The organism is Pseudoleptotrichia sp. (assembly GCF_057270515.1).
On record NZ_DBHIXS010000003.1, the window covers coordinates 85,500 to 109,596 of the forward strand.

A 24,097-nucleotide genomic window follows, 5' to 3' on the forward strand; every position below is an offset into this window, starting at 1 on the left:
ATTATTCTTATTATTTTTATTATTCTTATTATTTTTATTATTTTTCTTTTGTTATTTTTCATTTTCTTATATTTTCATTATTTTTATATCTCTATTAGCAAACATTATTTTTATTATTTCCCTTTATATTATCCGTAATTTATAAAATCCATAATTAATAAAAGAATGAATACTGTAAATAACAGAAATATAAGAATGGTAATGAAATAATGATAATGAAATTACATCAAATTTTTTCATCATATTTATTTTAATAATCCCCAGTTCTTAGCGACAGAACCGTTTGCACTGAGTCTGATATCTTCAAATTTTATAGTTTTTTCCATTATTTCCTTTATTTTATCCATGTATTTTTCTATTGAGCCGTCTTTTACCTCAAATATAAGCTCATCGTGAACTTGCAGCAGCATTCTTATATCATCATTATTTTTAAATTCATCATACAGTTTTATCATCACTTTTTTTATAATATTGGCAGCAGTTCCCTGAACAACTGTATTTACAGCCATTCTATTTGCCTGTGCCTGTAAATTTTTATTACTCGAATTTATATTATTTATATATCTTCTCGTTCCATAAAAAGTTTCTACAAAACCGTTTAACTTCGCATTTTCCAAAATATTTTCAAGAAACTTTTTTACTTTGGGATACTGCTCAAAATAAGTCTTTATATATTGCGAAGCATCTCCCATAGGTATTTTCAGCTCTTTTGACAGTCCGAAAGGAGTTTTCCCGTATAAAATACTGAAATTTATTACCTTAGCTATACTTCTTTCTTCCCTCGTTACAGGTTCCTCATCGGTTTTAAAGAATATTTTTCTTGCGGTCAAATCATGCAAATCCTTATCTTTCTTATATGCAAGTATCAAATTTTCATCTTTTGAAAGTTCTGCAAGAACTCTTAATTCAATCTGTGAATAATCAAAAGAAATAAGGCTCCAGTTATTTTCAGAAATAAATCCTTTTCTTATTTTTATTCCTTCATCAGTCCTTACGGGAATATTCTGAATATTGGGATTTGTCGAAGAAAGCCTGCCAGTAGATGTTCCGTTTTGATTAAATGTAGTGTGAATTCTGTCATTTTCATCGGCTAATTTAGGTAATGGCTCTACATAAGTAGAAAGCAACTTAGTAAATCCCCTATATTCAAGGAGTTTTTCAGCTATTTCTATCCCTCTCAGTGCCAATTCCTCCAACACTTCCACATCGGTAGAATACCCTGTCTTAGTTTTCTTCACAGGCTCTATTCCCATTTTATCAAACAATATTTCTGCCAATTGTTTAGGAGAGCCTATATTAAATGCTTCTCCTGATAAAGAATATATATCTTTTTCAAGATTTTCAATATTTATTTGCAACTCCTTTTTATAATTTTCAAAATATTGCTTATCAATTTTTATTCCGTATTTCTCCATACTTGCTAAAACAGGTACAAGCTTATTTTCAAGATTTTCAAAAACGTCAAATAAATCCTCGTCTTTTAATCTCTTTTCAAGTCTTTTCTTCAACTGTTTTATATAGAAAGCTCTTTCTCCCAGAAATTTTATCTTCTCATCTTCGCTTATTTCTTCAGGTTTACGTTTTTTAAACTGTTCATCAAATTTTTCAAGATTTTCTCCAAATTCTGAAAATATTATATTTTCCAAATCCTGAGAGCTTTCAGTACCTAATACATACCAAGCCAGCATTACATCAAAATAACTTTTATATTCAGCACCATTTTTCAGGTATTCTTTAATATTATACCCTATCAGCGACTTTTCCTTTATTTTTCCGTATACTTCCTTTTTCAGCTCGTCATTATTTTCATTGTTTAACAAAACTATATTCTTTTTATTATCACATATTGAAATACCGAACACATTTTCAAAAATAGAAATTTCCTCTTCCATTTCATTTAAAATTTTTTCCGCATCTGCTCGGAGTATTTTTTCTCCTAATATTTTCGTTTCTGTCCCATTATTTTCAGAAAAAATCTTATTATCGGACGGATGATTTGTTACTCCTGCAAAAAGAGAAATTTGACCGTTATTATCAATATTCTCAATATTTGTAACTGCTCCCCCCTTTTTCATTTCATTTTCAACTATAGAAGCAAATTTTCTGAATTCCATTGTTTTATAAATGGAAAGCAGTTTTTCCAAATCTTTTTTTTCTATTTTCAGCTTACTCTTGTCATATTCCATTTCAATATCCCTATATACTGTTGCCAATTTTCTGCTAAGAAAGGCATTCTCCTTATCTTCTATAAGTTTTTCCTTCCTTTTCCCCTTTATCTCGTCAATATTCTCATACAATCCTTCTAAATCTCCATACTTACGGATAAGTTCCACTCCCGTCTTAGGTCCTATCCCTGAAACGCCCGGTATCCCGTCGGAACTGTCTCCCATAAGTCCGAACAAATCAGGAATTTTATCAGGAGTAACTCCTAAATATTCGACTACATCATCATCATTTCTTATATATCTGAACAAAGATTTTTTATCTCCTTTTCCTAAAAGAGCTATATTTATTTTCCCGTTTACGAGCTGTGCCAAATCTTTATCTCCTGTTACTATGTATACTTCTATTTCCTCTTCCGTATCTTCAGAAAATTTTGTAGCCAAAGTCGCCATAACATCATCGGCTTCATAACCGTCCACTTTGTATTTCGGTATTCTATAGCCATCCAATACCGACATTATCGCATCCTGCTGGGTTATAAGGTCATCAGGCATACTTTCCCTATGAGCCTTGTATGTTTTGAGTTCTTCCGACCTTTTCAGTTCACTTCTTTTTATATCAAGACAGGCGACAAGAAAATCAGGATTAAATTCCTTAATCACTCCTTCAAGGGTATTTACAAATCCATACGTTGCTCCTGTAGCCATTCCTTTTGAATTTCTCATTCCCATAAGTGCAAAATGTGTCCTGTACATAATAGCACTTGTATCTAATATAACTGCTTTTTTCATATATTTCCTCTCATTAATTCTCAAATTATTCTCAAAATTTCAACCTGTTTTTTATTATATCATATTTCAGAGATTAACTGCTAAATTTATTTTTTTATTTAAAAATTTTAAAAAATTTCAATTAAAGTCTTGACAAGCAGTATTAATGAGGTATAATTTATAGAAAATAGACTAAAACTTTACATTTATCATATTGACTTTTAAAAAAATATGTAGTATTATTTTATTATCGTAAACAAAGTTAAAATCGATTTATTTTTGTTTAGAAAAATCGATTTCATATTAAATAAAGAAAGGAAAGTAGAGAAATGACAGAACGTGAAAAGCAGATTATCAATCTGATTAAAGAAAATCCTCTCATTACTCAGGAAGAAATTGCAGCAACATTGAATTGTGCAAGAACATCCATTGCTGTTCATATAAGTAACCTTATGAAAAAGGGGGTAATACTGGGAAAAAAATACATCATAAATGAAGATCCTTATATCCTGACAATCGGAGGAACAAATGTAGACATTCAGGGGAAATCATACGGAACTGTTGTCCGTTATGACTCAAATCCGGGAGCAATTACGATTTCTTTTGGCGGAGTAGCTAAAAATATAGCTGAAAATGTAAGTAACTTAGGAATTAGCTCAAAACTTATAACTGCGCTCGGAGATGACATATACGGAAGAGATATCAAAGAATACTTGAAAAAACAGAGCCTTGATATTACTGACATATTATTCCTTAAAAATCAGAATACATCCATGTATGTTTCCATTCTAAATGACGATAAGGAAATGGAAATGGCTGTTTCATCTATGGATATATGTAAAAATATTACTCCTGAATTTTTGGATTCAATAAGAAAAAAAGTAACAAATGCAAAACTTATTGTACTTGATACAAATTTAGAAGAAGAAACATTGAGATATCTTGCTTTTCTGAGAAGAAAACCAAATCTTATTCTTGACACTGTTTCTACTAAAAAAGCTGCAAAAGTAAAAGATTTCATAGGAAGATTCCACACTATAAAACCTAACAAAATCGAAGCGGAAATACTTTCAAATATGACAATTTACAGTAATGACGACTTATTAAGAGCCGGAGAATATTTCCTTCACAAAGGTGTAAAAAAAGTATTTATTTCATTGGGATCTAAAGGTGTATTCTATATGAATGAAGAAAAACACGGAACTATAAAAATACCAAGAATCAATACTGTAAGTTCTACAGGAGCAGGAGATGCCTTTGTAGCGGGGATTGCTTACGGTGAATACTATGATTATGATATAGAAAAAGCTTCAAAATTCGGTTTAGGAGCTGCTTTGCTTACTTCATTGAATGAAAAAACAGTTAGTGAGCATGTAAATGTAAAAAATGTTGAAAATATTATAGAGGAGATGGAAATATAAATGCTGGAAAAATATCTTGAAATCAGTGAAGAAGTAAAAAATGCACTAAAAAATAATAAACCTGTAATAGCCCTTGAATCTACGATTATATCTCACGGAATGCCTTATCCTCAGAATGCTGAAACTGCACTGAAAGTTGAAAGTATAGTCAGAGAAAATGGAGGTATTCCTGCAACTATAGCCATTATAGGTGGAAAATTAAAAGTAGGGTTATCTCCTCAGGAAATTGAATTATTAGGAAAAGAAGGAGAAAAAGTCATTAAAGTTAGCAGAAGAGATATCCCTTATATTATTGCGAACAGATTAAATGGAGCTACTACTGTGGCTTCAACAATGATTATTGCAAATATGGCAGGAATTAAAATTTTTGCCACAGGAGGAATTGGAGGAGTTCATAGAGGTGCTGAACATACTATGGATATTTCTGCTGATTTGCAGGAGCTTGCCAATACTAACGTAGCTGTCATCTGTGCGGGGGCAAAATCCATACTTGATTTGGGACTGACACTGGAATATCTTGAAACTAACGGAGTTCCCGTTTTAGGATATAAAACTAAAGAGCTTCCTGCCTTTTATACAAGAAACAGCGGTTTTAATTTAGATTACGCTATCGATACTCCAAAAGAGTTTGCTGAAATACTTCATGCAAAATGGGAGTTAGGGCTAAAAGGTGGTGCTGTTATAGCAAATCCTATTCCTGAAGAATACTCAATGGATAATAAAATTATTTCAAAAGTTATTGAAGAAGCTGTAGAAGAAGCCGAAAAATTAGGAATAAAAGGAAAGGCATCGACACCATTCCTACTTGATAAAATTCAAAAACTGACAAGTGGTTCAAGCTTGAAAGCAAATATTGAACTTGTGTTCAATAATACAAAACTTGCTACAGAAATTGCCAAAGAATTATGTAATTTAAAATAAAAAAAGAGCTGTCTTATAAGATAGCTCTTTTTTTATTTTATACTATTTTTTATACTGTATATTTTTGAATATAGTATTTTTTAATCTTTCAAATTTGTATCAGTTAATTTACAAAATATGTATAAAAATATTATATTAATATTAGTAGATAGCTCTAAATCCTATTCCTCCTCTTACATTTTTACCTTTTGTATCATATCCTCCGTTTAATGTTACTCCAAATCTCTGGTTTTCTATTCCAATATTCAGGTCAGCCTTAAAGTTTCCTTTTCTATCGTCTTTTTCTCCTCTTATATTAAACCAGTCTGCTTCTGTATACGCTACTCTTCCTTTATTTCCTACATTACCTACTTTTCCTAATTCATTTTCATAACCTATTCCTAATGTTGTTACAAAAGTAGTTTTTACCGCCATTGGCTGTTTATACTCAAATTCTATTCCTAATTCAGGTCTGATTGAATAATAATCATTTCCTTTTACTTCCAATCTCACTTCTCCTGATTTTTCTTTTATCGTATTAAACCTTCCGTATTCAAATTTTAAACTTCCATATGGTCTGATACTTGTTCTTTCACTCGTTCTAAATTCTTTACTCAGTTCATTTTTAATCGCTGCTCCGAATACCGTATAGTCTGATTTAGCATTGAAGATTTCATCTACTACAAGATATTTTCTATGCATACTGTTTCTTGATATGTAACCTTCTCCAGATATTGTCCATTTCAGACTTCCATTATTATCGAATGCTTTAGATTTAAATATTCCTAATTTCAACATTGTCTGATTTTCTTTTGAGCCACCTATATCTTTAAATTTAAATCTATTATGTACTGCTCCTCCGTACCAACCTGTACTGTTTCCAAGTTTCAACGTTTCATCTTCATGTAAATAGGCAAATCCGTAAGCATTACTTTTATAGTCTATTATCCCTGCCGTATCTGTTTTATATTCATCTTTCATTCCAAATATTTTTATCTTATTGGACTGTTTGGACTTAGTATCCCACTCTTTTCCAAGATGATTTATTTCCTTTTCAAGTAATCTCGACGTTCCGTAAGTTCTTTGCTGTATATTTGCATACTGATGTCCCATCATTTCATCAAAAGCCTGAGTTAGCAACGCCTGTTCATTTTTACCGATACTGTTTAATTTGTTGAACAGCTGTTTTTCTCTTGTTCCTACTGCTTCAACGCCATATCTCTGTTCCAGTCCGTCTGCAAAATTCCATGCATTTTCAGTTTTAGCTACAAAATCAGTATACGGGATTTTTGCCATTATTGCTTCTTCAGGATAACCGCTATATCCTGCTATAGGTTTTACAGTCCATGTAAGCGATCCTGATATTGCATTTAGTGTCTGTGCCGCTGTCCCTGTCATCTGCATATACGGAGTTACATATGGTCCTAATATATTTCTTCCTATTTTTATAGCTTTACTTGTGGACACTTCTGCTGCTTCTGCTCCTATTATAAGGTCATTTTCAATACTTGGATTAAATCCGTCTACCCAATTTATAGGATTTGTTCTTCCCAATGTATCGACATAAATCCCTACATTTGAAAATGCATAATTTCCTGTCAGAGGATTAGGTCCCGGTGTCAAATCATGGATAGGTACAACTTTTCCGTTAATGGTTACTACTCCTGTAGGAGATATTTCTGTTCCACCGGCAGACGCTCCGATATTATTATTAATATCTTGGTCTTCCCTACGTGATACCGCTCCATTAGATGCATTTACGGCATTTTCTATATCAGCTGTACTTAAAGGATTTCCATTTTCATCAGTTGCATTTTTATATCTTACACCTGCCGAACCTGTTCCCGATATATTAATAGTTCCGTAATTTTTTATAATACCGTTTCGTACATATATTCCATAAGAGCTTCTTGCGTCAATATCAATCAATCCGTGATTTTCCAATGTTGCTCCATTTAATACCGCTATCCCTATAAGATCACTTTTATTTCTATCTCCGCTGTAGTTTCCTGATTTTATAACTCCTGTAGCTCCTACATACCCTGTTGCATGATTACTCAGGTACATTCCGTATGCTCCTCTAAGTTCTCCTGAAGACGCTAAATTTATTATTCCGTAATTTTCTGCCCTTGAACCTGCTCCTTCGGCAAACATACCTATTCCATAATTTCCTGTAACATTTATCGTATGACCCGCATTATTTATGACCTTTCCACCATTTTTTGCAGCCATTCCTATTGAGTAATAATCTCTTGTAATATCCGACATTCCTACTATTATATTTCCTTCGTTATAAACAGTACCCGAAGTTTGAGCGTAAGCTCCTACGCTTCCTATTCCGCTTCCAAAATTTACCTGTCCTTTATTAGTTATATTTGCTCCGTTTACAGCATAAAATCCTGTACTTTTTTCGGCTCCCGATTTCAGATTTACGGATGTTTCACTTATTACTGTGCCTAACGGTCCCGCTTTATATAAATATACGCTTCCTGTTCCAAGGTTGACTTTGGATCCTGCATTTCCTGTATAATTATTGGTTCCATTACCCAATATTGCAAATCCGAACGAGCTGTCTCCTATATTTATATCAGAAGAATTATTTATGATTGAAGCATTATTATCTCCAAATACACCTACTGAAGAATTTCCCGTATTTATTGTTCCGTTTACATTTACAATTCCTGACTTCTTATATATACCCAATCCTTCATTTCCTACTGTTATCGGTGCAGAAGATGTTACCGTTCCATTTTCGGAATATATTCCTAAAGATTTTTCTCCAACGTTTAATATTCCTCCTAAATGATTTACTGTTCCTGCATTCGGAGCATATATCGCTATACTTGGGTCATTTTTATCTGTAGAACTTCCTACTGTTATATTTCCGTTATTAGTTATTGTCACCGGAGAGTTTCCGTATACATGTATCCCTATAGATTTATCTCCCGACATTGTTATTGCTTTGTTTGAAGTTACTGACTCATTTGTATATATTCCTTTTCCCGTAGCTCCGTTTACAGTTTCTATACTTCCTCCGTTATTGGCATTTACAACTGTTCCATCTGCATATATACCTACTCCATTATTTCCTATTTTGATTATGGAGCCGTTATCAGTTATATTTCCCGTTTTTACTGAACGGTTTTTAATCTGTGAATATACTCCTATTCCACCTGTTCCTGACGACACATCTATGGAAGATCCGTTTTCCAGTATAATCGAATTAGGTCCCAATGCTCCTGCAATATTCTGGCTTTCATCATCTAAAGCCAGTATTCCTATAGATGAACCATTTCCTACAGATTTTATATTTCCTCTATTCACTATATCTATTCCCCTGTTACCATTTGTAGGAGCAGCTCCTCTCGGAGTATCAGTTACACCCAGATAGTTTATTCCTGCTATTCCTACTCCACCATTTCCTATTTCAATAGTTCCGCTTGTATCATTCAAAGCTAATGCTCCATTTGACCCTATAATTGCTGTAGAATTATCTCCTATTGTTTTCAAAATACTGTTATTATATATTTCTGAAAATTCTCCGACAATTCCTGCCATTCCTGTTCCTGTCAAATTGATTGTTCCGTTATTCGTCAGTCTAACTTCGTTTCTCGAATTTCCTGAATTTGACTGGGCTATCGCAACTTTAGATTTTTTTACTTTTTCATCAGTCGTATCCGCTGTTGTCAATGCTCCTGAACCTCTTATCGTTTTTCCATTCATCAAAGTTATACTTGAAGAAGCAAATTCGGAATTTAAATATCTGTCATTTTTATCATCCAAATTTGAATCCATATCCATTTGAAGATTTACTTTCGTAGACTTTGTAGTTATATAATTTCCTGAAGTTCCTCTTATAACAATTCCGGGTTCTATTTCATAATCTCCACTTACATTTCCGGCAGCATTAGGAACATTTGTCAATAATAATGGAGTTGTGCCGTCTCCTTCGATAACACTTAATGTAGCTCCATCCTGCAATGTCAGATATATTTTACCTGTGCTTCCCGGTTTTACTGTTCTATTCAATAAATTTTCATTTTTAAAGTAAAATGCATATCCTCCTCTTTTGATAGTCGCCGTATTATTTCCTACCAGCTCCAGTTGAGAATAGTTATTATTAAACTTTATTCCGTAAAATAACAGTGTATTTTCATCTACTTCCATATTTGTCATATTGTTCAGTTTTATATCCGAACCTCCGTTGGCAAAAAGTCCTACACTTCCTTTACCTGACACTTTTAAAGTTCCGTTATTGAGTGTTGTAGTTGCAAGATTTGAATATCCTGTTATATTTCCTGAATGGTCATAAATAGGAATTCCCGCAGCATAAACTCCTACATTTTTTTGTCCCGAAACAGTAATTCCTCCTCCATTCATCGTATAGCTTCTTCCGTTGTTATATACCCCTATGGAGTTATCCCCTGTCATTTTTATATTACTGTTATTACTTACTCCTGAACTTTCTTTTATTGTTCCGCCTCTTTCTCCCTGACCTTCTACAACTAATCCTATGGAATTTTTAGTATTTACAGTAAGATTGGCATTATTTTCAAATTCTCCTCCTTTATACGCCATGAGTCCAAGCATATTATATCCTGTATTTGCAGTTATTCCTACTGTTATAGGAGTTGAATTTTTTACTTTTACAGGCTTATTCACATCAAGGTTATCCTCAGCAGGAGCTCCTGCTACTACACTGTTGATACTTCCATTGGCAAGCATGACTATGTTATACATATCATTATTATTAGCGTCCTTATTTCTGTTTTCCATAGCTGTCACAGTAAAATTACTTTTAGCAAGGTCTATTCCGAATTTATCAGTTCTGAATAACACTCCACCTTTAGCATTTTTTGTAAAATCTATTGACTGAACATGGCTATCCGTTATTACAAAATCATTTTTAGCTCTTGTCAGACCTGTAGTCATAAAATTTTTATCAAATTCAGTTCCCTGCATATAATCAGACTTTCTTAATAATCCTACATTTTCAGTTCCGCTAAGCAGTATATTCAGATTATATATATTTCCTATCGGATCTGTATTGGGTCTTGCCGTCAAATATGATTTTGCTCCGTCAGCCGGCTGAGAGCTTAATTCTCCTGCCTGATATTTACGTACCCTTTCAGAACCTGTTATTAATTTTGATACGGATACTCCTACATTGTGGCTTCCGTTTACTGTTATCCCTTTTGAATTTGGATCATTCAGACTACCGTCTATCACAGTTTCATCATAATATATTTGCGAATCTCTGGCTGTCTTGAAAATATTAGGTATTCTCAGCCCATAACTTCCTTGTATTCCTGAGTACACAGGATCTACCGATGTATCAGGGTCATCACTGTTTACTTCGATATTCCCTACTCTTGCATAAATATTCAGAGAGCCTTTATTATTGTAAGCAGGTAATTTCCCTTTAGGATTGGGAGTAGCTCCCGATATATTATCCGACTGATACGCAGTTCCCTGTATATCTGCTCTGAAAGTATATTCAGCAAAATCCATACCGATACTGTCTATTGCATTTACTTTTATAGTTCCTCTGTTTTCAAGAGTTGATTCCCAAGGTGCCTGTCTTCTGTATTTCCATTTAGCACTCGAAACTCCTATCGAATCAGTGTCTCCGTCTCCCAAATACCATGCTCTTTCTATTCCCGCATTGGCATTTGGATCATTAGGACTCAAAGTATGCCCGTAATCTCCATAATCTTCTATCATGGCAGTCATACCTATTACATTACTTGCGAGCCCGCCTGTTTTTGCACTTGTCTTTTCCAAAGTCATAGTTCCCTTGTTTATAGCTCTCGCAGCTATAGATCCGTATGCCTGATGTTCTATCCCTATTGTCATATGAGGAGCCGCTCCTGCATTTTTAGGATTAGGCGTCAGCATTTTATCTTTATAACCGTCTCTTCCCGACACTTTTAAATCCGCTTCCAAATTAAATTCTACTGTCCTGTTTACGCTTCCATAAGCATGATTTACACTTATTACTCTTATTGTATTTGTTCTTACAAGACCGTTTGAAGTATTTGTCCACGGTTCCTGAGTATGATTTTCAAATTTTAAAGTTTTTCCTGCTCCTCCTAACGTAAATCCGTCGGTCAGCACATTTAAAAATACTTGTTGAGAAGAAGCTCCATATTCCCTGTAATTCGGGTCTGTTCTCGGTCTCCAGTTAGTATTTATAGGAAATTTACGATCCGTTCTCGTAATCGAATCATCTAAAAATCCTAATCCCGGACTAACAGTGCTTTGAGAATATTCACTTGCAACAGGAGCCCCTGACGTATGAACATAACTGTATACTGACGAAGTAGTTCCATGTACTCCTCCGTCAGCAGGTCTGTTTGCTCTGCTTCTGTTGTCACTATGTCCATCCCATTTATACTGTCCTGTTCCTGAATACCCTGTATCCTGTATTTTTATATCGATTTCATTATCTATCAAATCCACATTACTGTTGGATACGATATAGTTCTGATTTGTATTCAGACCTATTTCCTGACCTTGTGCAAATCCTGTAGATACTTCATTCAAGGCAGGCGGTTCAAATACATTCGGCTCCAATTTATTTACCTTTATTTCTTCAAAACTTACTGTTTTTACTTCAGGTATTGTAAAATTCACATTTGGCTGTATTACAGTAGGATTTATATTTAAATTGGGCAATGCGGGTGTGTTTATACTTATAACGGGTTCAATTATAAAAGGAACTCCCGCATCAGGTACAGGTAATGTCCCCACTAATCCATAATTAAGCCCGTCTCTATGATTACTCAAAGAAGAAGTAGGATCTGAACTTATTCCGATATTTTCTATTACTCTCTTATATGTCTTTCCATATGGAGAAACGTTTGCTGACCACCAGTTACCTCTTTTATATACTCCCTCATAAGGATATTTCTCTTTTTTATCCCCTTTTCCTTTAAACGTTCCTCTCCAACTGTTGTAAAAATAATTCATCCCGTACTGCCAGCTACTCCACGGAGATTTCACTACATGATCTCCCTGCTCCATCAACTGGATTAACTCCAGATTTGCATTTTTCAATAATTTATTATTTTCCTTTTTTGCCCTTTTAAAAGTTGTATGCATATCATTTATTGAAGTGTTTAATTCTTTCTTTGTTTGATTTATTGCATTTTCCGTACTTTTTACTTCAGGCGATGTCAGACTGTCCGAAAATGATAATAGTCCAACTAACAGAAAACTCAACAGCAATCCCTTTGTATATTTAATATCTTTGCATCTTTTTGCCAAAGCTCTTAAGCTTTTCTCCATTTCTTTTAAATTGTTGCTCATTCTTATTCCTTTCTATTTTCTTTGATTTTTTTTAATTTATTCTTTTATTTTCATTCTTTATTTCCTATTTTTCAGTTAGAAATTTTTATGATTTACGGTTATTATAACAAATATTTTTAAAAAAAACAATCAAAAAAATTCTATAAAAAAGAGCTTTTCTCATTTTTAAATCTTAAATTGAACGCATAATCAATATTAGATACTTTAAAAGTTTAAATAACGTTTTTTAAAAAAGGCTATTTTAAAAATAGGAAATTACACAACGAAATAATATTTATTGCATAATTTCCTGATTTTAAAATAACCCTTTATTATTTATAATCTGCATAATTAAAAGTAGCAATTCCTGTAATAGGTCTCCTTATTATTCCTATTATTTCAGGATTTCTGTAGTGATTTTCCACAGAAAAATATATCGGTGCAATAATTGCCTCATCAATTAATATACGTTCAGCTTCATTTATTTTCCTGTCTCTTTCCCTACTGCTTCCCATTGATGAAATTTCATTCACGATCAGATTATATTTCTTTTTTGACCATACATCTTGATTTTTACCGTCCTCTTTTTTCCATCTTTCCAAATACGACAAGGCGTCATTATATTTAGGAGACCATGTATTGAGAACTATATCATAATTTCCTGCCCTTGTCCTGCTCAATCTTTCCTTAAAAGAAACTGTCGTTACTTCCGTTTCAATATTTAACTTTTTTCTTAATTCTTCCTGTAAAAACTGTATTTCAAGTATTTCAGGGTCGGAATTTCCTGACAGAAATCGAAGTTTCAGCTTTTTTATTCCTAATTCTTTCAATGCTTCTTCATATAATCTTTTCGCTTTTTCAATATCATTATCCTTGAAATAAGCATTATCAGGATAGTTTTCCCTGTATTTCCCCTTATACCCTGTAATTATACTGCTTATAAGCGACTTCGCGGGAATAGAGCCGTCCTTTTTTATTTCTCTGACATATTTTTCTCTGTCAACAGCAAGGGAAATAGCCTGTCTTAATTTCCTATTTTTCAGATATTTATTATCCAAGTTAAAATCCAGATACCATATTCTGCCATTGATAAATGTATCGAGTGTTTTTTCTTTTCTATATTGCTGCAAATTATAGTTTTCAACTCTGGACATATCTATTTCTTTATTTTTTATCAAATTATCTACAGCTTTAAAATCTGAAGAAACAATGTATTTTATTTTAGGAATTTTTATATTTTTACTGTTCCAATAATTTTCATTTTTTTCAAGAATAATTTCATCTTCTTTGAGTTCAGTTATTTTATATGGACCGTTAAACAGAAAATCGTCAAGTTTTACAGCAAACTTATCTCCCTTTTCCTTATAGAATTTTTCTTTCAAAGGAACCGCTATTGGCAAAGTCAATATATATTTAAAATAAGGCACAGGTTTTTCAAGTTCTATTTCAAGAGTTTTGTCATCTAAAGCCTTTACTCCCAATTCTTTTTCGGATACTTTACCTTCATAATATTTTTCCGCATTTTTTATCGAAAAAAGCATTTCAGAAAACTGAGCTGCTACTTTCGGGTCAAGAACTCTCTTAAATGCAAATAAAAAATCATTTGCCGTTATTCTGCTGCCGTCGCTCCATTTTGCACTTTCTCTGATTTTAAAAGTCAGTTTATCCGCTGATTCGGTAAAACTTTCGGCAACTCCTCCTGTATATTCGCCTTTTTTATCGAGTACAAGTAACCCCTCATAAATAGATGAATCTACTTGTGCCGCTATCATCTCGCTGAACAAATGGGGGTCAAGAGTATTATAATTACTTCCTAAATTAAATATTACAGCTGTTTCTTTAATTTTTTGTCCCTTATTTTTTTCTGAAAGAATTTCAGAAAAAAATATTACTATTCCTATAATTAGCAATATCAGCAAATTTTTCTTCATATTTTTTGCCATTTTACAATTCAATCCTTTTTTATTACAAATATTTTTTTATTTCTTCGACTTTATCCAGTCTTTCCCAAGGTAAATCAATATCGGTTCTGCCGATATGACCAAATGCGGCTAAATCCTGATATCTGAACTTTGGATTTCTCAATCCTAATTCTTTCTGAATTCCTTTAGGTGTAAGGTCAAATATTTTTCCCACAATTTCTTCTATTTTATTTTCATTGACTGTTGAAGTACCAAACGTATCAACTCTTATAGACACAGGTTCTACCACTCCTATGGCATAAGACAGCTGTACCTCACATTTCTCCGCAATACCTGCCCCTACTATATTCTTAGCTATCCATCTCGCCGCATAAGCAGCCGACCTGTCGACTTTTGACGGGTCTTTTCCCGAAAATGCTCCTCCTCCGTGTCTGAAATATCCGCCATAAGTGTCTATTATAATTTTTCTCCCTGTCAATCCTGAATCTCCGTGAGGTCCCCCGATTACAAATCTTCCTGTCGGATTTATATGAAATTTTTCTACTTTTCCAAAATCCATATCGTATCTATCAAGAACAGGTTTTATAACAAATTCTTTCAGTTCTTTTTCAATCTGTTCCCTTGTTACATTTTCATCATGTTGTACGGAAAGAACTACTGTATCTACATTCAATACTTTTTTCCCTGTTTCATCGTAAGCCAGTGTAACTTGAGCTTTCGCATCGGGTCTTGCCCATTTTAGAGTTTTATCTCTCGTAAGTTTTGTAAGGAGTATTATAATTTCCCTTGCCAGTGTCATTGCCAGCGGCATAAGTTCTTTCGTTTCATTTACCGCTCCTCCGAACATTATTCCCTGGTCTCCTGCTCCTCCGGTATCCACACCCATTGAAATATCAGGAGATTGAGAATGAATTGTATTCATAACGCCGCAATCGGAATCAAAACCCATTCCCGGCTTGTATCCTATCTCTTTGATTTTATTTCTTACGATATCCTGTATGTCAATATATGTAGTAGTTGTTATTTCTCCTCCTACTATTACCAGTCCTGTTGTAGCAAACGTTTCGCAAGCTACTCTTGCGTTAGGATCGTCTTTCAGGCATGCGTCCAGCACCGCATCGGATATTTGGTCACATATTTTGTCCGGATGTCCGGGAGACACAAACTCTGATGTAAAATAAACTTTTTTAAGCATTTCGCTTCCTCCTTAAAATTTTTTCAATTTATTTCAAGAATTTTTTCTAAAAAAAAACTCTTCGCCAAGAAGAGAATAATAATTCTTATCTTCGCATTATTATATGCCGGGAATTGGCACCTTATATTTTCATATAGGTTGCCGGGTACTAATAACGAGCCGCGTCTCTCATACCTCTCTTGATAAGTTGCATATTAAATTGTAAGTTTATTATAATACATTTTCTTTATTATGTCAAAATTTTTTATTCGTATATAAGAAATCTTTTTATCTTCGTTGTTTCTTAAAAAGATAACTCAAAAATAAGTTGTTGTCCGATTTTTTATATTCTGCATTCTTTTTATATTCTGTATTTTATTTCAGCTTTTTAAAAATTCTAATCTTTTAAATTCCCAAGATTATATAACTGCTGTCCAATAACTATTCTATTTCAGTTCTTCCTTCAAGGGATTTTCCTAATGTCGCCATATCCGTATATTCTATATTTCCTCCCATAGGTATACCGCTTGCTATTTTTGAAACTTTGATTCCTTTTTCTTTTAATATTTTTGTTAAATACAGATTTGTTGTCTCCCCCTCCAAATCAGGATTTAAAGCTAATATTATCTCCTGAACTGTACCGTCAAGTCTTTTTAAAAGTCTGTCTATATTCAAGTCATCAATGGTAACACCGTTTAAAGGGTCTATTTTCCCACCCAGTACATGATAAAGTCCGTTATATATTGCCGATTTTTCAAAAGCGGTTATATCTCTCACTCCTTCAACGACACATATTATATCTTTATTTCTTTTTTCATTTGAACATATTTCACAGACATCATTTTCAGACAAATTACCGCAAATAGAGCAGTGTTTTATATTCTCGTAAGAATCTTTTATTGTATAAAGCATATTTTCTATTTCCGAATTATCCTTTTCAAGAATATCAAAAGCTATTCTTGCGGCACTTTTTCTGCCTATTCCGGGTAATTTTGCAAAGACATTTATCAAATCATCCAATTTTTTCATTTTTCACCTTATTTTTCAATAAAAAAAATTTAATTAATAATAATTATCTCAAAAGCGGAATTATTGTCTTAAAACAATATAAAATCCATACTTTTGAGATAATTATCAATATTTTTTATTTTTAATTTTCTCCAATTCTTTCAACTTTAAATGTATTTGTAGTTCCTGTTTCAGATATTCCTGTAACTAATACTACTAATTCCCCTCTTTGTACTTCTTCGTGTTTTGCAGCCACTTCTTTTGCTCTTTCAAAGAAATCATCAGTTTTATCAAGATTTTTCTCAACATATGCTCTGACACCTCTTACTAATGAAAGCTGTCTTGCTGTCTGTTCACTATCAGTCAAAGCTATTATAGGTACAGTAGGTCCATATTTTCTAAGCATTCTCGCAGCTCTTCCTGATTTCGTCCAACAGATTATGAGTTTTGCATCCAATATTTGAGTAGATTCCACTGCTCCTATAGAAATTGCTTCGGTTACAGTAACAGTTCCTGTTTTAGGTACTATAGGATTTTTGAATTTTTTAAATTCATCCGTTCTTTTGGAAATACTTGCCATCATTTGTACAGCTTCTACAGGATACTTACCTTTTGCAGATTCTCCTGACAACATAACTGCATCAGTTCCGTCAAGTATGGCATTTGCCACGTCTCCTGCTTCAGCTCTTGTAGGTCTTGGATTTCTTATCATAGAATCCAACATTTGAGTAGCCGTAATTACAGGTTTTCCTGCTGCATTACATTTTCTAATCATCATTTTTTGAACAAACGGCACTTCTTCGGCAGGGATTTCCACTCCCAAATCCCCTCTGGCAACCATTATTCCGTCACTTAATTCAAGGATTTCATCAAAGTTATCCACACCTTCCTGATTTTCTATTTTAGGAATTATTTTTATATTTGCTCCTCCGTTTTCATCCAGCACTTTTCTAACTTCGGCAACGTCGGAAGCTTTTCTTATAAATGAAGCCGCAACAAAGTCCACTCCCTGTTCACAACCAAATTTCAAGTCAGCTATATCTTTTTCAGCTAATGCAGGCAATCCTACAGAAACTCCGGGCAGGTTCACTCCTTTAGTTTCTCCCAATTCTCCTGTATTTCTTATAGTACATACTATTTCATTTCCTTTTATTGAATCAACTTCAAGACCTACAAGCCCGTCATCCAGCAGAACAACATTTCCCGATTTTAAATCATTTACTATGCCCGGATAGGAAACAGATATTTTATCTTTATTTCCTACATAAGAATAATCTGTTGTAATTGTTATTTTATTTCCTGCTTCAAGTAATATGTCTTTTCCGCCTTCCAATTTACCTGTTCTGATTTCAGGTCCTTTAGTATCAAGCAATATTCCTATATTTTTACCTGTCTTTTCCATTACTTCTCTAATTCTTTTAATTCTTGTTCCATGTTCCTCAAAATCTCCGTGTGAGAAATTCAATCTCATTACATTCATTCCACTTTCAACTAATTTTGTAAGCATTTCCACACTTTCAGTTTTTGGTCCTATTGTACACACGACTTTTGTCATTTTTATTTTCATTTTTTATCCTCCTTTAAAAATCTCTTATAATTTAAAATATATTATAATGAAAGCATATTAGCTATTGCATAATCTGCAAAAGAACTTTTTGTATAATTTTCCCAAGCATAAGCTAAAGGGTGAGTAGTTACTTTTTCACTTTGAAGTCCTACCATAAGTCCGCCTTTTCCTTCAACGAGCAATTCCACTGCTTTAACACCCAGTCTTGTAGCAAGTATCCTGTCAAATGCTGTAGGTGCTCCACCTCTCTGAACATGCCCCAATATTGTTACTCTTATATTTGTATTTACCTTTTTGGAAAGCTCTTTTTCTATTTCCACTACGTTTCCTACACCTTCGGCTACGATTATTATATCGTACAGTTTTCCTTCTTCTCTTCTGAACTTAATAACTTCCGCCAAATCATCGATAGACGACTCTACTTCAGGAATGAGAACACCGCTGGCACCTCCTGCTATCGCAGAATATAAAGCGAGGTCTCCGCAATTTCTTCCCATAACTTCTATAAGATAAGTTCTTTCATGGGAAATTGCCGTATCTTTTATTTTTGATATGGCATCAAGTATAATATTTAGAGCCGTATCATATCCTATTGTATAGTCAGTTCCCGCAACATCATTATCTATCGTTCCCGGTATTCCTATTGTCTTTATTCCGTGTTCTTCATACAAATAATGTGCCCCGTGAAAAGACCCGTCTCCACCAATTACGACCAGTCCTTCTATTCCTCTTCTTTTCAAATTTTCTGCTGCCTTTGCCCTGATAGCAGGGTCTTTAAATTCAGGAAGTCTTGCAGAAAGAAGTATAGTTCCTCCCTGATCTGCGATTCCGCTTACATTCAATGGAGACATCTGGAATATCTGATCTTCATACAGCCCCTTGTAGCCTCTCTTTATTCCGAAAACGTCAATCCCTTTAGTCATAGCCGATTTAGCCACGGCTCTGACAGCAGTATTCATCCCTTGGGAGTCTCCTCCACTTGTTAAAACTGCGATTTTTTTCATATTTTATCTCCTTATCTCCTTTTCATTACAAATTATTAACGCTTAAATAGTATCATTTTTTTCCATTTTTTTCAATGAATATTTTTTACAACAAAAAAAACTCTTGATTTTTTAAAAAATTTAAGAGTTTTTTATTAATATTTTATTTTTTAACTATTCCTCATTTTGCTCATTTTCTTCAAATTCAAAATATTCCCCCATATTTCTAAATTTTTGATATCTTCTCTCAAGCAACTCTTCTATTGTAAGTTTGTCTATTTTCTTAAATTCTTTCAGAACAGCCGCTTTCAAATTTTGGGCAGTTTTTCTGAAATCTCTGTGAGCTCCTCCCAGAGGTTCTTCTATTATTTCATCTATCACTTTCAGACCTTTTAGATTTATAGCATCCATTTTCAAGCTTTTTGCCGCTTCCGCAGCTTTCGTCGCATCGTTAAAGAGTATGGAAGCACAGCCTTCGGGAGATATAACCGAATACACACTATTTTCAAGCATTAGAACTGAATCTGCGACACCTATCCCCAATGCTCCTCCACTTCCTCCTTCTCCTATAACTACAGAAACTATAGGTACTCTAAGACTGAACATTTCCGACAGATTTTTCGCGATAGCTTCTCCCTGCCCTTTTTCTTCAGCTTCAATTCCGGGATATGCTCCCGAAGTATCTATCATAGTAAGTATAGGAAGTTCAAATCTTTCAGCCATTCTCATCAATCTCAATGCTTTTCTGTATCCTTCAGGACTTGCCATTCCAAAGTTTCTAAACATATTGGATTCCAAATCCCGCCCTTTCTGATGTCCTATTATCATTATATTATATCCGTCTACTGATGCTAAACCTCCGATTATTGCATGGTCATCTTTGGAAAGTCTGTCCCCATGCAGCTCCACAAAATCCTGAGTCAGTTCTTTTATATAGTCCAGAGTATAAGGTCTTTTAGGATTTCTTGAAATTTGGATTCTCGCCCACGAATCCATTTCTTTTTCTGAAAATTCCAAATATTTTTCTTCAAGATTTTTTTCCAGCTCTTTTATCTGTTTGGAAAAATCAATTTTCTGCTCTTCGGAAAAGCGTTTTAATTCTTCTATTTTATCTTCCAGTTCTTTTATTTCTTCTTTGACACTCATTTTTCCTCCAAAATTGTAAAATACATAAAAATATTATATAAGTTTTTCAAGTATACGATAAATTGTCATTTTCAAATCTTTTCTTTCACTTATGACATCTACCATACCGTGTTCAAGTAAAAATTCTGCCCTTTGAAATCCTTTAGGCAGTTTCTGATTTACTGTCTGTTCTATAACTCTCGGTCCTGCAAAAGCTATGAGGGCATTAGGTTCGGTTACTATAATATCTCCCAGCATTGCAAAAGAAGCCGTTACTCCTCCCGTTGTAGGATCCACAGGCACCGAAATAAAAGGCATTCCCGCTTCATTCAGCCTTTTAACGGCACCCGACGTTTTAGCCATTTGCATAAGAGAAACTATACCTTCCTGCATTCTGGCACCTCCCGAGCTGGAAACGATGACAACGGGTATTTTTCTTTCTACCCCTCTTTCCAATGCTCTTGTAACTTTTTCTCCGACAACGGAACCCATACTTCCGCCCATAAAATTAAACTCCATTGCAGCCATGCTCACTTCTATTCCGTTTATTTTTCCTATACCGCTTATTATTCCGTCGAGCATTCGGCTTTTTTCTCTTGAGCTTTCAAGTTTTTCTTCATAATTAGGAAATTTCAGGAAATCTTTTGAATTTAAAGTTATATCTTCTTCTACAAATGTTCCCTCATCTATAAGAAGTTCTATTCTTTCAAAAGCCGTCAGTCTGAAATAATTTCCGCATTTAGGACAGATATTCAGATTATTTTTTAAATCCTCATTATAAATTATTTCATTACATCTGTTACATTTTTTCCACTTATTATCATCTACAACATCTACTGTCAATTTTGACTTTGAAGTAACAGTTGCATATTTATTTTTTGATTTTTTACTTGAAAACAATCCCATTTTTCTCACCTTTCTGAAAATTACTGTATCTATATATTTATTTATATGCTACATTTTCATATTTTTATATCTTACATTTTTATATCCTGCATTGATTTTATGTGAATTTCTTAGTATTTTTATTATATTGTTTTTTGTATCTATTATTTATTTATTCATTATTTCTCGTTTATTTCTCGTTGATTTTATTATCGTTATTTTATCTCATTGTTTTAAAACGCCTTACAAGTTAATTTTAAGATTACTATTGTTTTACTATTATATTACTATTATTCAGTTTCATCAACTACGAATTCTAATATTATCTGATTACTATTATTTTATTACCATATTACTATTATTCTATTATCATTATTTTACTGGTCTGATAAATTACAGACACTTATATTATTAACATTAATCTGAATTAATAAATAACTTGTGTTATCTTTAAATTTTACCTTATGAAACTTAGTTTTAGCTTTGGAATATCAAATTTACTCTAAATATACTCTAATTATAAAAACAAAAACAAATAAATTTTTAAATAAATCTAATAATCAAAAACATATTATTCTATATTATTAAATATATACGGAATATTATCCCCTGACTGTTTTCCTGAGTGGAAACATATTATTATATATTATTAAATATATACTATTTAAAATAATCATTTTTATTTTCCAACTTGAAATTATATTTATCAAAGGATAAAGAATAGCAGCATAAATAAAGCTTACTTTCTTTCCTGCTTTTACCGTACTTTCTATCCCCTATTATAGAATGCCCTATATTCGAGAGCTGTACTCTGATCTGATGTTTTCTTCCTGTTATCAGTTCAATGTCCAATAAGGAAATTCCATTTTTCCGTAAATTTATATCTAAATCTGATAAAAAATTTTTATCTTTTTTCAGATTACTGAATATATCCGATTTTTGGCTGTCAATGTTTATTGTATTGAGATTTTTATTGACATTTTCCGAATTAGTATTTTTTAAACCAATATTTTCTGCACCTGTACTTTTTGGTTTTTCATTTTTTAAAGCATCGTCTTTTAAAGAATTGGTTTCTTTTATTTCCAAAGAGATACTCTCTATTTTTTTAAATTTTGTAATACTTTTTTTAGCTTCCCTATCATTTTTGTTTTCTGTCTGAATTACACCGTTTTCAGTAACTTTGAGAAAACTTTCTATTGTGAATTCTTCTTTTTCAGGTACTCCTTCTATTATTGCTATATATTTTTTTTGGACTTCATTGTTTCTTATTTTTTCCGAAATATATCTTAAAAATTTCATTGTTTTACAGCCTATAACAAGACCTGATGTTTCATAATCCAATCTATTTGCAAAATTTATATTATTATTTCCGTATATTTCTTTAAAAATCTCTGAAAGACCGAATTTATGACCGGTTCCTTTATGCATAGGTATATTTCCGGGCTTATTTATAATGAAAAAGTCATCATTTTCAAAAATTATTATTTTTTTATATTTATTTTTATCAAACAAAAATGTTTTTTTAGTTTTTCTAATTTCTTTTTCAGTTTTTTCAACGTTTAAATTTTTGACGGTTATAATGTCATTTGAACAAAGTCTGTAATTTTCTTTTGACTTTTTACCATTTATTTTTATATCGCCTTTACGCAATGCCTGAAATATTTTACTAAGAGGCTCATTTTTACAAATTTTCCTTAAATATCTGTCCAATCTCATTCCTTCGGTTTCACTGCTCACAGTATATTCAAAAATTTCCATTTTTTCTCCGTAACTTAAAAATCTAATCTTCAATATTTATTTTAATACTTTCGACTAATCCTATCATAATAAAAGAAGATAAAAACGAACTTCCTCCATAACTTAAAAATAAAAGAGGTTTCCCCGTTACAGGAACAAGACCTATTGTCATACCTATATTTACTATGACATGCATAAAAAATATTCCCGATATGCCATATAATATCAGCCTCGCAAATCTGTCCTGTGTCAGCTTGCTTATCCTCATTATGTTCAGTATAAGCAGAAAATAGAGCAGTATAACCAGTGTTGAACCTATAAATCCCGTTTCTTCCGAAACTACCGAAAATATGAAATCGGTCTGCGGTTCAGGCAGAAATTCAAGTCTGCTCTGACTTCCCTGTAAAACTCCTTTTCCATATAGTCCTCCCGCTCCTACAGAAATTTTAGACTGGGTAACATGCCAACCGCTTCCTCTGCTGTCCTTTTCAGGGTCTAAGAAAGTCTCGACTCTCGTTCTCTGATAATCACTCAGGACAAATCTGTAAATGGGATATATGGACAGAAGAACTATTATTCCTATTATCCATATCGGCTTCATATCCGCCCCATAGAGAAATATCATAAATACAAATGAACATACTGTTATAAGTGTCGTTCCCAAATCCGGCTGGAGCAGGATCAGCAATATTAATGGAAGAGCAGGTAAAAAGGAACCTATTATATCTTTCAGGTTATTTATCCCTTTACTGTATCTGTAAACTATCCAAAAAGCAATTATAACTATTATTCCTATTTTTACAAATTCTGACGGCTGTAACTGAAAAGGTCCCAATTTTATCCATCTTTGAGCTCCTAACGTCTTTTTCCCCGCAAATCTTACCAAAAGCAGAAGTACCGCACTCAATACATAAATATGCTTTATATATTTTTTCAAATCTTTATAATCAAAAAGTGATATTCCAAACCAAAGAAGTGTACCGATACTTATCCATATAAGATTTTGTATTACAAATTTATTTGACCTTGTGGCACTGTATACAAAAATTGTACTGATTGTTACAAGAGAGTACACGACCAATAATATCATCTTATCCATTTTTATAATATTGCCTTTTATTATTTCTGTCAATCTCTGATTTCGAAACATAA

General features: G+C 32.9%; 13 protein-coding genes and 1 riboswitch. Of the genes, 2 read left to right on the top strand and 11 right to left on the bottom strand.

The annotated features are described in order from the left end of the window. Positions 1–245 precede the first annotated feature (245 nt). Positions 246–2,954, bottom strand: a complete 2,709-nt coding sequence (gene polA / locus ACO5J6_RS03545; RefSeq protein WP_485642113.1) for a DNA polymerase I — start codon at positions 2,952–2,954, stop codon at positions 246–248. A 308-nt stretch (positions 2,955–3,262) separates the two neighbouring features. Between polA and ACO5J6_RS03550 the strand changes: the two genes are divergently transcribed. After that, positions 3,263–4,354, top strand: a complete 1,092-nt coding sequence (locus ACO5J6_RS03550; protein ID WP_485642114.1) for a PfkB family carbohydrate kinase — start codon at positions 3,263–3,265, stop codon at positions 4,352–4,354. Beyond that, positions 4,355–5,275 (top strand): pseudouridine-5'-phosphate glycosidase, encoded by a 921-nt coding sequence (locus ACO5J6_RS03555; RefSeq protein ID WP_485642115.1) that lies wholly within the window; start codon positions 4,355–4,357, stop codon positions 5,273–5,275. 141 nt (positions 5,276–5,416) lie between these two features. On the opposite strand, the gene ACO5J6_RS03560 is transcribed toward ACO5J6_RS03555, so the two are convergent. From ACO5J6_RS03560 to rodA, 10 genes are all read right to left on the bottom strand, one after another. Beyond that, complete coding sequence (locus ACO5J6_RS03560; RefSeq protein ID WP_485642116.1) at positions 5,417–12,565, bottom strand: autotransporter-associated N-terminal domain-containing protein; 7,149 nt, start codon at positions 12,563–12,565, stop codon at positions 5,417–5,419. A 311-nt stretch (positions 12,566–12,876) separates the two neighbouring features. Beyond that, on the bottom strand, positions 12,877–14,487 hold the full coding sequence (locus ACO5J6_RS03565) for a peptide ABC transporter substrate-binding protein (protein WP_485642117.1): 1,611 nt from the start codon (positions 14,485–14,487) through the stop codon (positions 12,877–12,879). Between the two features lie 22 nt (positions 14,488–14,509). Next, positions 14,510–15,661 (bottom strand): methionine adenosyltransferase, encoded by a 1,152-nt coding sequence (gene metK / locus ACO5J6_RS03570; protein ID WP_485642118.1) that lies wholly within the window; start codon positions 15,659–15,661, stop codon positions 14,510–14,512. A gap of 82 nt (positions 15,662–15,743) precedes the next feature. Beyond that, positions 15,744–15,850, bottom strand: a riboswitch (SAM riboswitch). A 231-nt stretch (positions 15,851–16,081) separates the two neighbouring features. Next, entirely contained in the window at positions 16,082–16,669 is a 588-nt protein-coding gene (recR, locus tag ACO5J6_RS03575; protein WP_485642119.1) for a recombination mediator RecR, read from the bottom strand. A gap of 121 nt (positions 16,670–16,790) precedes the next feature. Further along, positions 16,791–18,215, bottom strand: coding sequence for a pyruvate kinase PykF (gene pykF, locus ACO5J6_RS03580; RefSeq protein ID WP_485642120.1), 1,425 nt, complete (start codon positions 18,213–18,215; stop codon positions 16,791–16,793). Positions 18,216–18,256: 41 nt separating this feature from the next. Then, a complete protein-coding gene (gene pfkA, locus ACO5J6_RS03585) occupies positions 18,257–19,219 on the bottom strand; it encodes a 6-phosphofructokinase (RefSeq protein WP_485642121.1) in 963 nt (320 codons plus the stop codon). Between the two features lie 153 nt (positions 19,220–19,372). Further along, entirely contained in the window at positions 19,373–20,344 is a 972-nt protein-coding gene (locus ACO5J6_RS03590) for an acetyl-CoA carboxylase carboxyltransferase subunit alpha (RefSeq protein ID WP_485642122.1), read from the bottom strand. A 33-nt stretch (positions 20,345–20,377) separates the two neighbouring features. Then, positions 20,378–21,229 (bottom strand): acetyl-CoA carboxylase, carboxyltransferase subunit beta, encoded by an 852-nt coding sequence (gene accD, locus ACO5J6_RS03595; protein WP_485642123.1) that lies wholly within the window; start codon positions 21,227–21,229, stop codon positions 20,378–20,380. Between the two features lie 639 nt (positions 21,230–21,868). Further along, positions 21,869–22,966, bottom strand: coding sequence for an RluA family pseudouridine synthase (locus tag ACO5J6_RS03600; RefSeq protein ID WP_485642124.1), 1,098 nt, complete (start codon positions 22,964–22,966; stop codon positions 21,869–21,871). Between the two features lie 22 nt (positions 22,967–22,988). Next, a complete protein-coding gene (gene rodA / locus ACO5J6_RS03605) occupies positions 22,989–24,095 on the bottom strand; it encodes a rod shape-determining protein RodA (RefSeq protein WP_485642125.1) in 1,107 nt (368 codons plus the stop codon). Between the last annotated feature and the right edge of the window lie 2 nt (positions 24,096–24,097).

Excerpts from the sequence above, each read along its gene's own strand:
- polA (WP_485642113.1), bottom strand. The coding sequence starts at position 2,954 with ATGAAAAAAGCAGTTATATTAGATACAAGTGCTATTATGTACAGGACA.
- ACO5J6_RS03550 (WP_485642114.1), top strand. The coding sequence starts at position 3,263 with ATGACAGAACGTGAAAAGCAGATTATCAATCTGATTAAAGAAAATCCT.
- ACO5J6_RS03555 (WP_485642115.1), top strand. The coding sequence starts at position 4,355 with ATGCTGGAAAAATATCTTGAAATCAGTGAAGAAGTAAAAAATGCACTA.
- ACO5J6_RS03560 (WP_485642116.1), bottom strand. The coding sequence starts at position 12,565 with ATGAGCAACAATTTAAAAGAAATGGAGAAAAGCTTAAGAGCTTTGGCA.
- ACO5J6_RS03565 (WP_485642117.1), bottom strand. The coding sequence starts at position 14,487 with ATGGCAAAAAATATGAAGAAAAATTTGCTGATATTGCTAATTATAGGA.
- metK (WP_485642118.1), bottom strand. The coding sequence starts at position 15,661 with ATGCTTAAAAAAGTTTATTTTACATCAGAGTTTGTGTCTCCCGGACAT.
- recR (WP_485642119.1), bottom strand. The coding sequence starts at position 16,669 with ATGAAAAAATTGGATGATTTGATAAATGTCTTTGCAAAATTACCCGGA.
- pykF (WP_485642120.1), bottom strand. The coding sequence starts at position 18,215 with ATGAAAATAAAAATGACAAAAGTCGTGTGTACAATAGGACCAAAAACT.
- pfkA (WP_485642121.1), bottom strand. The coding sequence starts at position 19,219 with ATGAAAAAAATCGCAGTTTTAACAAGTGGAGGAGACTCCCAAGGGATG.
- ACO5J6_RS03590 (WP_485642122.1), bottom strand. The coding sequence starts at position 20,344 with ATGAGTGTCAAAGAAGAAATAAAAGAACTGGAAGATAAAATAGAAGAA.
- accD (WP_485642123.1), bottom strand. The coding sequence starts at position 21,229 with ATGGGATTGTTTTCAAGTAAAAAATCAAAAAATAAATATGCAACTGTT.
- ACO5J6_RS03600 (WP_485642124.1), bottom strand. The coding sequence starts at position 22,966 with ATGGAAATTTTTGAATATACTGTGAGCAGTGAAACCGAAGGAATGAGA.
- rodA (WP_485642125.1), bottom strand. The coding sequence starts at position 24,095 with ATGTTTCGAAATCAGAGATTGACAGAAATAATAAAAGGCAATATTATA.